Here is a 14369-nt window from a genome sequence, read left to right as displayed (position 1 = left end):
ATAAAACCTCATATATAATTGTACTTCTTATAAGCTACAAATTTCAACTTAATTAAGATAGATTAAGTTATTTCCTAAGGTTAGCAATTGCTAGATACCAATACTTATTTTGTATTACAATATAAAGGAATATATTGTATTTTAATACATAGAAATGAAACTCATATTAATGCTTAAATAGTATAACAGACCACTTAACACATTTTATAACTAACATTGTATATTAAAATCAATTTATATAATAAACTCATAGTTGTAACCTTAGATATTATTAACTAACTATATCTAATGCATGAAATAATTTTACATTGAATTTAGTAGTGTAAGGGGACTATACTTTAGGTGATTTATTTTTAGATTACTATTTTATTTTTCCGAGGAGAGTGGAAATTTATGTGAATTTTAAAGACGCATAGTTATTTCTTTGTGTATAAATTCAATATAAAATACGGGAGATGAAGTAATGTTTAGGAAAATAAAAAATGTAAAAATATCAAATATAATTATATTTATGGGTGTATTTTCTATACTTTTAACTTCTATTGTTGGTTTTCTCGGTTTCAATAACATGCAGAAGATAAATAATAATGTTAAAAGTATGTATAATCAAAACTTAATGCCAATTTCTGATATCGGTGGAATAAAATCAGAGTTTTTAAAAATACGTCTTGATGCTACTAATGCTGCAAGAAGTACAAGCTATAGTTCTGAGTACGACTCTAATATAAAAAATTATGATAATAGTATAAAGACTTATCTTGAGAACTTCATAGGCAGTGGTTTAGATTCAAGTGAAAAAACTTATATAGGAGCTTTTAATTCTAACTATGAAGAATACTTGAATTTATGGGCAGAATTAAATTCTGCATTAAAGACTGGTGGGAAAATAACAGAAAGCAAGGCAAATAGATTTGCACAACTTGGTGATATAATAGATAAATCCCTTACTACTTTAAGAGATTATGAAACTAAAAAAGCTCAATTGGTTATGAATTCAAGTGATTCAATATATTCTTCTAGTAATGAAGCTTTTATTATAGTATTGATGTTTGCCATTTTCATATCAACCTTTATTTGTGCTGCAGTTGTAAAAATTATTAAAAGTTCATCAAGAGAAATTATAGAGAATTTAGAATCAGTTGCTAATTGTGATTTCACTGTTAAAGTGGATAGTAGCCCTAAAAACGAATTTGGCATAATGAGCAGCTCTTTGGAAAAAACTATAATAAATATCTCAAATATGATAAATGATATAAAATCTAAGTTTGATGATATAGATTCAAAATCTCATGATTTAGCTTCTGTTGCAGAGGAAATGACTTCTTCTTCTGCTAATGTTTCAATAGCTATACAGGAAACTGCTAAGGGAACATCAGAACAATCTCAAAATTTACTTGATATAAATAATGCAATAGATAAATTTAGTCATGAATTAGATAAAGTTGTAGAGTCTATAAATAGTATTGATGATAATTCAAAAGGAATTACTAATTTGGCTAACAATAGTGGAACTAACATGGAAACACTTTTATCTTCAGTTGATAACTTAAGTGATTCCTTCAATGAATTTATAACAAAGATATCTACCTTAGAACAAGACGTAAACAGGATAAATGAAATAACAGACTTAATTAATAACATTGCTGATCAGACAAACCTTTTAGCTTTAAATGCTGCGATAGAAGCTCAAAGGGCAGGAGAATCTGGAAAGGGATTTGCTGTTGTGGCAGAAGAGATAAGAACTCTTGCAGAGCAATCAAAAGCTTCTTCTGAAAATATTGGCATTTTAATAAAGGACATTGTAAATAATATGGGTAATATGCTAGATAGCTCAAATCTTATGAACAAAGAGCTAGATGGTCAGACAAATATAATTAATGTTACTATAAGTTCCTTTAAAAATATAATTCAAAAAATAGGTGAAGTAATACCAAAGATAGAGATAGCAAATATGTCTGCTATGAACATTAACGAAAAGAAAATGAGCATAGTATCAAGTATAGAAAACAGTTCTGCCGTATCAGAAGAGATAGCTTCTGCTGCTGAAGAAATAGCAGCCTCAGCTGAAGAAATGAGCTTGTCGGCCAAAAGTGTTGGACAAACTTCTGAAAATTTAAATGTAATGACTAAAAAAATGCATAGAGATTTAATTAAATTTAAAGTTATAAAAGCTTAATTTAATATATCTCTAATTAGTAAGGGAGCTATTGCAAAACTCTAAATTAGTTTTGTAATAGCTCTTTATTAGTATATAAAAAATTATAATCAATTTAATAGCTTAAAAAAAGAATATTTCTCATAATTAAATTTTGATTAATTTTAATCATTTTGAGACATCACCTTTTTTTATATTATAATAACAAAATATAAGAATAATATAATAATTGAAAATACAAAGCTTGAGCGTTTGTGTTCATATGTGAATTATTTTTTAAAAAAGTTTGAGAAAAGATATTGACATTATGTTTGAATTCGTTTACAATATAATCAATCAAACAAATATAGACATAAACGCTCGTAAACGAATATATGAAAGGTGATTTATATGTTTGCAGAAGAGAGACAAAAAGAGATAAAAGCTATTTTAGATAAAGAAGGCAGTATAAAAGTAAATGAGATATCAAATTATTTTAATGTTTCAGAGGCCACAATAAGAAGAGATCTTAAAGAAATGGAAGAAAGAAGAATTCTAACAAGAACACATGGTGGCGCAGTTCCAATAGATATAACTAATTTTGAACCTTCATTTACAGATAAAAAAGATGAAAGACAAGTGGAAAAATTAGCTATTGCAAAATATGCGGCTAAAATGATTAAAAATGGAGATACTATAATTTTAGATTCGGGAACTACGACTCTTGAAATTGCAAAAAATATAGAAGCAGAAGATATAACAGTTATAACAAATTCTATTGATATAGCATCAGAATTATTAAATAGAAAAGAAAAAAATATAGAGCTTATAGTAGCAGGAGGAATTCTCAGAGCCAATACTAGAGCAATGGTTGGAAAGCTATGCGAGGACATACTTAAAAATTTTAGAGTTGATAAGGTTTTTATTGGAGCTAATGGTATAACGCCCATTGAGGGAATAACAACTCCAAATTTTACGGAAGCTCAAACCAAAAAGGCAATGATAGATTCCGCAAATAAAGTAATAGTTGTTGCAGATAGTTCTAAATTTGAAAAAATAAGTTTCTCAGTAATTTGTAAATCAGAAGCGGTTACGCAAATTGTTACAAGTGGAGAACTGTCAAGTGAAGAAATAAATGAATTTAATAAGATAGGGGTAGAAGTAATAATTACGTAATTGGAGGTGAAATCATGGTAATAACAGTAACATTGAATCCGGCTATGGATAAAACTCTAAATATTGATGATTTTAATGTAGGAGTTGTCAATAGAGTAGGTAGTATAAGATATGATATTGGCGGTAAAGGTATAAATGTATCAAAGGTATTAAAAAACTTTAACGTAGAATCAAAATGTACTGGTTTTATTGGTGGCATGTGGGAAAGCAGTTTTAAAGAAGAACTAGAAAAAAGAAAAATAAATAATGAATTTATAACTATAAATGGAGATACTAGAACTAATACTAAAGTTGTTGATGATTTAAATAAGGTTTATACAGATATAAATGAAGCTGGGCCTAATATAAGTCATGATGAACTTGAAGTATTTATAAATAAATTCAAAGCTATGTGTAATAAAGATGATATTGTTGTATTATCAGGAGGAGTAGCTCCAGGAATTGAAAAAAATATATATGGAACTTTAACTAAAATAGCTAAGGATAATGGTGCATTTGTGATTTTAGATGCAGAGGGAGAGCTTTTAAGTGAAGGCATAAAAGAAAAACCGTATATTATAAAACCTAATGACATGGAATTTGAACTTCTATTGGGTAAAAAGTTCAAAAACAATGATGACATTATAGAAGGAGCAAAGGAAGTAATTGCTAAAGGTGTTTCAAATGTTTTAATATCATTAGGGTCTAAGGGAGCACTATTTGTAACTAAGGATAAAGCATATTATGCTAAAGGCTTGGTAGTGCCAGTTAAAAGCACTGTAGGTGCAGGAGATTCTATGGTAGCAGCATTTGTATATGGAATAATAAATGGTCTTAATGAAATGGAAATTTTAAGATTTTCTATCGCATGTGGAGCAGCATCAGTATCAACTGAGGGAACAGAAGCATGCAGCTTAGAAGATGTTCAAGAATTATTAAAGAGAGTAGAAGTTGAGGAGGTATAGGATTATGTCAACAAAAGAGATGTTTTCAAAAGAAAGGGTTACATTTAATCTAAAAGCAAAAACAAAGGAAGAGGCAATAGATGAGCTTATAGATATTTTGTACAATGATGGAAAAGTTACTAGTAAGGAAGAATTAAGAGAAGCAGTACTAAAAAGAGAAGAAGAATTTTCTACAGGTATAGGAATGGGGATAGCTATTCCACATGGTAAATGTAGTGCTGTTAAAGAAGCAGCAATAACTTTTGGACTTAGCAAAGAAGGAATAGATTATCAATCAATGGATGATCAGCCAGCACATATGTTTTTTTTAATAGCAGTTCCAAAAGAATCGAATGATGTGCATCTTAGAGCTTTAAGTGAAATATCAAGAAAGCTTATGCATGCGGATGTAAGAGAAAAAATAAAAAATGCACAAAGCTTTGAAGAATTTATAGAAGTTTTTGAATAAAGAATACAATGTTACATTAAGTGTTTATAATAATATATAATAAGGGAGGAAAAGAAAATGAAAAAGTTAGTTGCTATAACATCTTGTCCAACAGGAATTGCTCACACATATATGGCAGCAGAGGCACTTCAGATGGCAGCAAAAGAAATGGGTCATGAAATTAAAGTTGAAACTCAGGGTTCAGTAGGAGCAGAGAATGTAATAACTACCAGTGATGTAAACGATGCAGATGCAGTTATTATAGCAGCAGATACTAATGTTGATAAATCAAGATTTGAAGGAAAGATCTTAGTTGAAGTTCCAGTTAAGGATGCTATAAAGGATCCCAAAGGACTTATAAATGAGGCACTTAACTCAAAAAATGTATATGGCAACGGCAAGGAAAAGTCTGAGGTTAAGGTAGAAAACAGAAAAGAAGAGAAGAGTGTAGCATCAGGAATATATAAACACTTAATGACAGGTGTTTCCTTCATGATACCATTCGTTGTAGCAGGAGGAATACTAATAGCACTAGGCTTTGCAATTGGAGGAATTTACGTTTTTAAAACTCCAGGAACAATAGGAGAAGTTATATTCAGCACAGGAAAACAGGCTTTTGCATTAATGCTCCCAGTATTAGCAGGATACATTTCATATTCAATATCCGATAGACCCGGACTTGTTCCAGGATTTGTTGGTGGAGCGCTAGCAAGTACTATAGGCGCAGGATTTATAGGAGCGTTACTCGCAGGATTTATTGCAGGTTACTTTGTTCTATTATTAAAGAAATATATAAAACTTCCAAAAGCTTTAGACAGTTTAATGCCAGTACTTATAATACCAGTACTTTCTACAGTATTTATGGCCCTTATAATGATGTTTGTCTTAGGTGATCCAGTAAAAGCAATTAACACTGGACTTACAGATTTCTTAAAAGGATTAAGTGGAGCAAATGCAGCAGTTTTAGGTATAGTTTTAGGATGCATGATGGCATTTGATATGGGAGGTCCTTTCAATAAAGCAGCATATGTATTCGCAACAGGAACAATAACAACAGCAGGAACAACTATAATGGCAGCTACAATGGCAGCAGGAATGGTACCACCTCTTGCAATAGCTCTTGCAACTGTTATAGCAAAGAAGAAGTTTACTGAACAAGAAAGAGAAGCAGGTAAAGCAGCATGGGCACTTGGCTTATCATTTATAACAGAAGGAGCAATACCATTTGCAGCCGCAGACCCACTTAGAGTTATTCCTTCAATTATGGCAGGTTCAGCAGTAACTGGAGCATTATCAATGATATTTGGTTCAACACTTGCAGTTCCTCATGGTGGAGTATGGGTTTTATTCATACCTCATGTTGTTAAAAATTTAGGTGGATATATAATAGCAATAATAGCAGGTATGGTAGTATCAGCATTATTACTTACAGTCTTAAAGAAAGATGTAGATAGAAGATAAAATATAAATATATAGAACGTTGCTAAGTTAAAAGGCAACGTTCTTTTATTTTTTGGAAATTATTAAATATATTTTATAGTTATGTAATTAATATGTATAATGTTATATTATTGGAGGAGATATAATGAATTTTAATAGAAAAAAATATATAAGGCTAATAGCTACTTTAATAATAATTGTATGTTTTAGCACAGGCTGTTCAAATAATAGTTCTAAAGAAGCAAGCTCATCAATAAAGGAGGTGAGTAATTTTATAAATAAAAACCATGAGTATGTAAATTTAAATCAAAAGATAAGTAATAAGAGCTTTAGTATAATGGATGAGGATATTAAAAAAAATGATGTGCTTTTAACAGGTGAAGATCATGCAACATCAAAGAGTTTTAAAGTTCAGCTAGCACTATTAATTTATCTTAATAAAAAATATAAGTTAAAATATTCTTTAACGGAACTACCTTATAATGCTGCATGCACCGAAGGAAATAAAATCAGTTTTAAATGAGTTTATAGATAGCTCTAAATTGCAAAATGAAGAGATTGTTAAAAAAGCAATCAAGGATTTACAAAATAGTATGAAGACAAACCCAAAATTTTATAAAGCTTATTTAGGAAAGAACTATTTTGATGTTAATTTTATAGTTGAAAACATGGTTAATAAATTGAATGCTTTTAAATCTGACTTTAATACTGTAAGAGAAATGTCTATTTGCAATAATTTTCGAAAAATATATAAACATTATCCAACAGGTAAGTACTTTGGTGAGCTTGGAATGGAACATGTTTATCAGAAAAATTATGATTTATATTCAAGTAAAAACTCAAAAAATTTTGCAACCTTTTTAAATAGTAGTAATAAATCACCAGTAAAGGGTAAGGTGTTGTCTATAGAATATGCTTATGAGGATAGTTTTTATATGAATGTTAATTATGATAATAGGTCTACACAAATACCTACAGTGATAAATGATAAGCTTCTTAGCAATTATGATAAAAGTGATATTACTTTATTTAAATTGAATGGGGAGAATTCTCCACTTAATAATACTAAACATTTTATTGATGATTCCTCCAAAGGCTTTACTACAGAATATTTTCAATATATTATATCAATAAAAAATTCAAAGGCAACAGAGCCACTAGGAAATATTTAATGTGAAACTAGGTTAATAAATCTTAAATTCTGTTATGTTATTAAACCTTAAATTAATCTATATTTATTTATGTATAAAATTTATTAGGGTGAGGTAAAAATGGAACTTGAGGTATATAAACATAGAAGTGGAATGCCAAAACTAATTCAGGCACTAAATAAAGGACAAGTAACACTTGGATTTATTGGTGGATCTATAACTGATGGAGAGCCACATAAAAGATGGCCAGAATATATAGTTGGCTGGTTTGAAAAAAATTTTCCACAAGTAAGACTTTATGTTGAAAACGCAGCAATAGGTGCTACAGGAAGTGATCTTGCAGTATTTAGAGTGGATAGAGATATAATCGAAAGAAAATGTGATGTGGTTTTTGTAGAATATGCGGTAAATGATAATGATGAAACTTCAGAAAAAAGAATGAGAACAAGAGAAGGGCTTATAAGAAAAATTTTAAAGCAGCAAATGGATGTCATAATAACCTATACTTATTGTCAGGATATGTATGAAAGCTTAATGAAGGATAAATTGCCTAATACGGTAGAGGAATTCGAAAAAATTGCAAAATATTATAATATAAGTTCTGTATTTATGGGACTTTATGCACTAAATCAAGTTAAAGAAGGTATGATGAGATGGGAAGAGTGGCTGCCAGATGGACTACATCCAGATGAAAGAGGAAGTTCAGTTTACGGAGAAAGTGTAGCTAAATTTTTAAAAGAGGAATTGATTGATAAGACAAGTTTAGAAAAAGCACCATATGGTGAAAATTTACCCTTATCGCTAAATAAAAATAATTGGGAACACACTCATTTTGTCTCATTTGAGGATATTAAGCTTAAAGGACCTTGGTGCATAAGACGAGGAAGAAGTAACAATATGATTCCACAGCTTCTTGAAACAGCTGCGGTAGGAGCTAAATTATCATTTCAATTTAAGGGGAGAGGCATGTCTATAGCTTGTGATTTTGGAAGAACCTCTTCTGAATTTAGATATAGATTGGATAAAGGAGAATGGAGAGAGACAAAACGTGAAAGACCAGACTGGGTACAAGATCAAGGATGGTTTAAGCTTGAAAACTTTTATGATAGTATAGAAAATAAAGAACATACATTTGAGTTAGAGGTGGTTCATGGAAAAGGTGAATATTGTAAAGGAACAAACTTTAGGCTTATTTTTGTAGGAGTAATAGATTAAAGGAGGAGGAAGAATGTCAGAGATTAGAGGTTGGATATCAAACGAGATAAAATATATAGGAAGGTTTGATTTTAGCGAAAAAAAAGGGCCATTATTTGCATGGACAGGTAGTGAAGTTAGAGCTAATTTTATGTCAAAAAAGCTTTCTGCAAAATTTGAGTCTTTTGGATTAAATTATTTGATTATTATGGTGGATGGGGAGATTATAAATAATTGCCTTGATATAAGTAATGGTGGTGAATTTATTTTAGCAGAAAATTTGTCAGAGGGTGCACATGAAATAAGACTTATAAAGAGAAATGAATTTAATGTTGGAACCGTTAGATTTTTAGGCTTTAACTTTTATGGGGGACAACTTTTAAAATCAGAGCATGATCCAAAGCTTAAAGTGGAAATAATAGGTGATTCTATAAGTTGTGGTTTTGGAAATGAAGGAGAAAATGAAGATGAATATGAACCTATTAAAGATAATGGGTATATGTCATATGGCGCAATAGCAGGAAGAAGCTTAGAGGCAGAAACCATAATAATAGGATGTTCAGGCTATGGCATGATACAAAATTATTTGGGTGATGAGAAGGAAGCAGTACCACTTAAGTACAATCTTATAACACCTAAGAGCCGCATTAATTGGCAGTTTTCAAAATGGGTTCCAGATGTAGTTGTAATAAACTTAGGAACAAATGATTTTTGCTATGGTGATATACCAGATTTAGATAAGTTTATATCTGGGTATATAGAGTTCATAAAAGTAATCCATAGAAATTATAAAAATTCAAAAATAATCTGTGCGGTTGGGCCATTAATGGAGGGAAAAGCACTAGAAATAATAAAATCGTGTATAAAGGATAAAATTATTAAGCATTTTAACAAAGATTATAATTTGAATTTTTTAGAGTTTCCTAAACACTGTCCTGAAAAAGATGGGCAAGGAATAGGTGGACATCCAAGTATAGAGACTCATAATAAAATGGCTAATATTTTAGTTCAAAAAGTTAAGTCTATTATGTCTCTTTAACTGTAATGCAAGGGAGAAGTACAATTACCTTTGTGCCTAGATTAAGTTTGCTTTTGATTTTGATTCCATAGTTAGATCCATAATGGAGTTTTATACGGCTATTTACGTTTTTAAGTCCTATGCTTTTAAAATTTTCATTACCACCATTTATATATTCGTTTAAAAGGGAAACTTGAGTTTCATCCATGCCAAGGCCGTTGTCACTTATACAAAAGGTCATATTAAGTCCAAGATTTTTGCCAATAATAGATACCCTTCCACCTGTTTCCATAGAATTTAAGCCGTGATAAAGGGCATTTTCTATTATAGGTTGAAAGGTAAGTTTTAATATTTCTTTATTATATAGAGAAGAATCAATATCAATATTAATATTTTCTAAATTATCAAATCGTATTTCTTGAAGCATAAGGTAATGCTTTAAGTTAGATATTTCATCATGAACGGTTACAGGTTTAGTTTTATTACTGAGACCATATCTTAATATTTGTCCTAGAGTAACTGACATTTTTGAAACTTCTTTATCGTTATTTATTTCAGCCATCATATGAATGGATTCAAGGGTATTATAAATAAAGTGAGGGTTTATTTGATTTTGAAGCATTTGGAGTTCTATATCCTTTTGCTTTAATTTATTAGTATAAACTTCATTGATAAGTTCATTGATTTTCTGTGTCATAGAATTAAAAGAATTAGCAAGGTCTCCAATTTCATCTTTATTTTTTGAAATTACGTTTACTTTTAAATTACCTGCTTCTACTAGTTTCATTATAGCTGAAAGGTTTTTTATTGGATCTATAATTTGTTTGGATAATATTAGAATCATAAATATAGACAATATTATAAATAAAAATATGAAAAAATAAAATTTTATTTGAAGACTATTTACGTTTGCATTCAAGCTTTTTGTAGGGATTATATTTATTATTGTCCAATCATAGGTAGAGGAATGAGCTTTAGTTATAAGGCTGTTAACCCCATTTACTTTCATGTGCTTAGAAGCGGCTGTAGATTTTATTAAGCAGGAGAAGTTAATTTTAGTTCCTATTTTTTTAGTATTAGTATCATAGATTATATTATTTTCACTATCTACAATTAATATTTCTTGACTTGGGTAGATAATGGATTTATTTATTATGTTAGCTAGTACGGTTATATCCGTATTTATTAATATAACACCTACTACCTTTGAATCACTATATTTTACTAGGCCTCTAGAAATACCAAATACATAATTACTTTTGGAGGAATCAGAAACATCTTTAAGTTTATAGGTTGGTACTATTGTTGCAGTTCCAAATTTTTTTATGGAATTGTAAAACCATTTATCTTTTGAGGGGTTAAAGGATTTGTATAAAGAGCCGGATTTTATTTTGTAGAAGCCGTCTCCTCTTGTATTAAATAAAAAAACTGAATGTAGGTTTTTGTTTAGTAGAAAAACACTTTCTAGTACAGAATTTATTCTATTTTGAAGGGCAAATATAGATTCTGTTGAATTATTAGTGTTTTCTAAGGATTTTAGAGTGTTATAGTTGTTTTCAGAAGAAGTATTCGCAGCATATGATAAATCTGTGTCATCATAGAATAGGGGAAATTTAGTTAAATCACATAAGTTCTCAAGTTCAAGGTCGATTTCACGCATAATTTGATGGTTATTTTGAGTGACTATGGATAGGGCAGAATTATTTTTATCACTTTTAAAATATGTAAAATTGATTGTTGAGGATATGAGAAACAGAAAAATTACTAAACTAAAGCATAAAATAAGTTTATTCATTATTGAAAGATTGCTAAATTTTATTTTTATTAGATTAAATAGTTTTGAGGTCATAAGTTTTTTTATACTCCTTTATATAAATTGGAAATTATATAGAATTATATAGTAAGAGGGGGCATAAATATACCTATAGAAAAACGTTTACAAAGATTCAACGTAAATCCGGGAGGAATTGGTATGATAAATATTTTTATTGCCGATGATGACAAAATAATTAGAAGAGGTTTAAAAAAGATAGTTGAGGAAAATATGAAAGGATTTAAAGTAGTAGGAGAAGCCTCGAATGGGTTAAGAGCACTTGAAAAAATGAAGGAAATAAGGCCAGATATACTTATAACAGATATAAAAATGCCAGTTATGAATGGTATTGAACTTATAAATAATTTAAATGAATTTTCTTTAGGTATAAAACCCGTAGTTTTGAGTGGGTTTGATGATTATATATATGTGAGAGAAAGCTTTAAAAGGGGTGTTGTAGATTATTTATTAAAACCTATTGATAATAATAATCTATTTATGATACTTGGTAAAATTAAGGATGACATAGAAGAGGAGAGATTAGAGAACGAAAAAATAAAAGAAAGCTTTTTGAGAAATATAATAAAAAAGAATTATATAGAAGGAGAAGATTATAAAGAAGCCATAAGAAAACTAAAAATTAATGAAATAGGGGATTTTTATCTTTTAGCAATAAAAAGTGATAACAAAATAAAGAACTTTTTTTTATACTTAGAAGAGGTAAAGAAAAAATCAAAAAGAATAATTAGAGAAGAACATGGAGTAGAGTCTATAATTTGTCCCATAGAAGAGTATGTAATAATACTCATATATTCATATAGTAAAGAAGTAAAATTAGATAAGAATAAGATGCTTAAAATAGTAAATATGCTAGAGTTAAATATGTGTTTTAGTAAAAAAACTTTTTCTTGTGGTATGTATGGATATCATGATATTAGAGAGAGCCATATGGCAATAAAAAAAGCTAAAATAGCACTTAATAGTAGCTTTTATAACGGTTTAGAAGCCTACTATTTATATGACAATGTTCATAAATTTAATGATATTAGTGAAAAAATAGTAAGTTTGTTTTTACAAAAAGTAAATAATTCTCTGGAATTGTGCAAAGAGCAAGAAACAATAAAAGAAGTAGAGGGCTTTTTTGAACTTGTTTATAACGATAAAGTAAATCCAAGTAAAGTTAGAGAAGTACTTTTAAATTTGGTATACAAAATGAAAACTTCTGTTAAGGAAACTAATTGTATGGAGAAAAGCTTAAGTGAATTGGAATATGCTATAAAGAATATAGCTACTTATGTGGAACTTAAAGAGTATTTTGTAGTTAAAATTTGTCATATAATAAAGGAAATATTAAAGATTAAAATATACAAGGACAAAAGAGTAATTGAAAAAGCAAAGAAATATATAAATGAGAATTATATGAAGGAAGTGACCCTTAAAAAGGTAGCTGAGTATGTGTATTTAAATCCCAATTATTTTAGTGAGCTTTTTAAAAATGAGGTGGGAAAAAACTTTATTGATTATGTTATAGAAACTAGAATAAAGGCATCTAAGCAGTTATTAAAAGAAACAAATCTAAAGGTATATGAGATTGCTGAAATAGTAGGCTACAATGAAGCTGTTTCTTTTACAAGGGCATTTAAGAAGGTAGTAGGAGTATCCCCTAAAAAATATGTGGAGCTTGTTGGTTAGTTTTCTGAAGATATGTTAATAAAGCTTAACATATGTAAGTCTATTTATTGGAATAAAAACTATAATGATAACTGTGCAAACATATAGGGGGGATTGATTTTGAAAAATACTAAAAAATTAATTTCATTGTTAGGGATAGCGTTCATTACAGCTTCTGTTTTTACAGGGTGTAGTTCTTCAACTAGTGGAAGTAGTAATGACAATATAACTTTAACTTGGGAAACTCATAGAACTGATATGGCAAATACAAAGCTTAAGGATTTGGCAGATAAATACCATAAGGAAAATCCTAATATAAAAATATCAATTGAATCTGTTAAAGATGGCGATAATGTAATGAAAACAAGAGCAGCAGCTGGTGAACTTCCAGATTTATCAGATATACCAGCTGATATGAAGCGTATAGATTTACCTTTATATTATGCGCCAATAGATGACCTAGGTTTTACTAAGAGCAATATTTTTGGATATGATATTGGAGCAATAAATGGCAAGCTTTATGGTCTTAACAGTTCAGTAAATTATTGTGGCATAATTTATAACAAAAAGTCTTTTAAAGAAGCAGGAATAGAAACAGTGCCTAAAACTATGGACGAATTCTATGCCGATTGTAAAAAGCTAAAAGATAAAGGAATGATTCCTTTTGCAAGTAATTATAAAGATAAGTGGCCTTTAAATGTATACTCTCAAGATATGGTGCTTGAGGTTGAACAGACAGCAAACGCTAACTTTAAGAATGATTTGAAAAATAAAAAATTATTTGGAGATAAAGATGGTATGCTTTATGCCTATGATTTTTTAAGGGGTATGAATGAAAAAGGATTTTTAGAGCCAGATTTAATGTCAACTAATTGGGATTCTATGAAAAAAGACCAAGCAACAGGAAAAACAGCTATGACCTTCTTAGGAAGCTGGTATCCAACACAGGTTGTTGAAAATGGTGCAGACAAAAATGATATAGGAATGTTCCCTTTTCCAGGGACTAAAAAGCTTTTAGTAAGCCCAGATTATATGTTTGGAATAAGCAAGAATTCAAAACATATAAAAGAAACAAAGGATTTTTTAAAGTGGCTTTATAAGGACGATAAATTTGAAAATGCTATAAATATTGCATCTCCTAGAAAAGGGGTTAAATATACAGATCCTGCTTTAACAGAGCTAATGAGTTACAATACTCCAACAATTGAAGCAGTAGTTACTACAACAGAGGTTGATAAGCTATTTAAACGTTCACAAATAGATTTTCAAGCATCAATTCAAGAATATGTAACAGCTAAAGATCCTCAAAGTGTTATAGATAAATACAATAAAATGTGGGATAGTTCAAAAGAGAGCAATTAGTTTATTTAGAGTAAGGAATTTCGATGTACTGAAGTTCCT

The 14369-nt window shown here is 29.4% G+C and carries 12 protein-coding genes; 11 read left to right on the top strand and 1 reads right to left on the bottom strand.

Features of this window, described 5'->3' with window-relative positions; all coding sequences use genetic code 11:
- Positions 1–463: 463 nt before the first annotated feature.
- From CLFE_RS21665 to CLFE_RS21625, 9 genes are all read left to right on the top strand, one after another.
- Positions 464–2176, top strand: a complete 1713-nt coding sequence (locus CLFE_RS21665) for a methyl-accepting chemotaxis protein (RefSeq protein ID WP_077895465.1) — start codon at positions 464–466, stop codon at positions 2174–2176.
- Between the two features lie 369 nt (positions 2177–2545).
- Positions 2546–3310, top strand: a complete 765-nt coding sequence (locus CLFE_RS21660) for a DeoR/GlpR family DNA-binding transcription regulator (protein ID WP_077895464.1) — start codon at positions 2546–2548, stop codon at positions 3308–3310.
- 14 nt (positions 3311–3324) lie between these two features.
- Positions 3325–4254 carry a 1-phosphofructokinase gene (gene pfkB / locus CLFE_RS21655; protein ID WP_077835274.1) on the top strand — a complete coding sequence of 310 codons (930 nt, stop codon included), beginning with the start codon at positions 3325–3327 and terminating at the stop codon, positions 4252–4254.
- A gap of 4 nt (positions 4255–4258) precedes the next feature.
- A complete protein-coding gene (locus tag CLFE_RS21650; protein WP_077835275.1) occupies positions 4259–4702 on the top strand; it encodes a PTS sugar transporter subunit IIA in 444 nt (147 codons plus the stop codon).
- Between the two features lie 57 nt (positions 4703–4759).
- On the top strand, positions 4760–6142 hold the full coding sequence (locus CLFE_RS21645; RefSeq protein WP_077835276.1) for a PTS fructose transporter subunit IIC: 1383 nt from the start codon (positions 4760–4762) through the stop codon (positions 6140–6142).
- A 124-nt stretch (positions 6143–6266) separates the two neighbouring features.
- Positions 6267–6644, top strand: coding sequence for a hypothetical protein (locus tag CLFE_RS21640; protein WP_077895463.1), 378 nt, complete (start codon positions 6267–6269; stop codon positions 6642–6644).
- A gap of 19 nt (positions 6645–6663) precedes the next feature.
- Complete coding sequence (locus CLFE_RS21635) at positions 6664–7293, top strand: hypothetical protein (RefSeq protein ID WP_139356242.1); 630 nt, start codon at positions 6664–6666, stop codon at positions 7291–7293.
- Positions 7294–7392: 99 nt separating this feature from the next.
- Positions 7393–8487: an SGNH/GDSL hydrolase family protein gene (locus tag CLFE_RS21630; RefSeq protein WP_077895461.1), complete on the top strand. Its 1095-nt coding sequence runs from the start codon at positions 7393–7395 to the stop codon at positions 8485–8487.
- Between the two features lie 13 nt (positions 8488–8500).
- A complete protein-coding gene (locus CLFE_RS21625) occupies positions 8501–9505 on the top strand; it encodes an SGNH/GDSL hydrolase family protein (protein WP_077895460.1) in 1005 nt (334 codons plus the stop codon).
- Here CLFE_RS21625 and CLFE_RS21620 read toward each other — a convergent pair.
- Complete coding sequence (locus CLFE_RS21620; RefSeq protein ID WP_250944683.1) at positions 9492–11144, bottom strand: sensor histidine kinase; 1653 nt, start codon at positions 11142–11144, stop codon at positions 9492–9494. The genes CLFE_RS21625 and CLFE_RS21620 overlap by 14 nt on opposite strands.
- A gap of 312 nt (positions 11145–11456) precedes the next feature.
- Between CLFE_RS21620 and CLFE_RS21615 the strand changes: the two genes are divergently transcribed.
- Positions 11457–12989: a response regulator transcription factor gene (locus tag CLFE_RS21615; RefSeq protein ID WP_077895458.1), complete on the top strand. Its 1533-nt coding sequence runs from the start codon at positions 11457–11459 to the stop codon at positions 12987–12989.
- 99 nt (positions 12990–13088) lie between these two features.
- Positions 13089–14330, top strand: a complete 1242-nt coding sequence (locus tag CLFE_RS21610; RefSeq protein ID WP_077895457.1) for an ABC transporter substrate-binding protein — start codon at positions 13089–13091, stop codon at positions 14328–14330.
- Positions 14331–14369: the final 39 nt, after the last annotated feature.

The organism is Clostridium felsineum DSM 794 (genome assembly GCF_002006355.2).
GTDB classification, from domain to species: Bacteria; Bacillota; Clostridia; order Clostridiales; family Clostridiaceae; genus Clostridium_S; species Clostridium_S felsineum.
The sequence above is the reverse complement of the archived record's forward strand: the minus strand, read 5'-3'. Positions and strand labels throughout refer to the sequence as shown.

Bases quoted from the DNA above. Each gene is read 5' to 3' on its own strand.
- CLFE_RS21665 (WP_077895465.1), top strand. From the start codon at position 464: ATGTTTAGGAAAATAAAAAATGTAAAAATATCAAATATAATTATATTT.
- CLFE_RS21660 (WP_077895464.1), top strand. From the start codon at position 2,546: ATGTTTGCAGAAGAGAGACAAAAAGAGATAAAAGCTATTTTAGATAAA.
- pfkB (WP_077835274.1), top strand. From the start codon at position 3,325: ATGGTAATAACAGTAACATTGAATCCGGCTATGGATAAAACTCTAAAT.
- CLFE_RS21650 (WP_077835275.1), top strand. From the start codon at position 4,259: ATGTCAACAAAAGAGATGTTTTCAAAAGAAAGGGTTACATTTAATCTA.
- CLFE_RS21645 (WP_077835276.1), top strand. From the start codon at position 4,760: ATGAAAAAGTTAGTTGCTATAACATCTTGTCCAACAGGAATTGCTCAC.
- CLFE_RS21640 (WP_077895463.1), top strand. From the start codon at position 6,267: ATGAATTTTAATAGAAAAAAATATATAAGGCTAATAGCTACTTTAATA.
- CLFE_RS21630 (WP_077895461.1), top strand. From the start codon at position 7,393: ATGGAACTTGAGGTATATAAACATAGAAGTGGAATGCCAAAACTAATT.
- CLFE_RS21625 (WP_077895460.1), top strand. From the start codon at position 8,501: ATGTCAGAGATTAGAGGTTGGATATCAAACGAGATAAAATATATAGGA.
- CLFE_RS21620 (WP_250944683.1), bottom strand. From the start codon at position 11,144: ATGCGTGAAATCGACCTTGAACTTGAGAACTTATGTGATTTAACTAAA.
- CLFE_RS21615 (WP_077895458.1), top strand. From the start codon at position 11,457: ATGATAAATATTTTTATTGCCGATGATGACAAAATAATTAGAAGAGGT.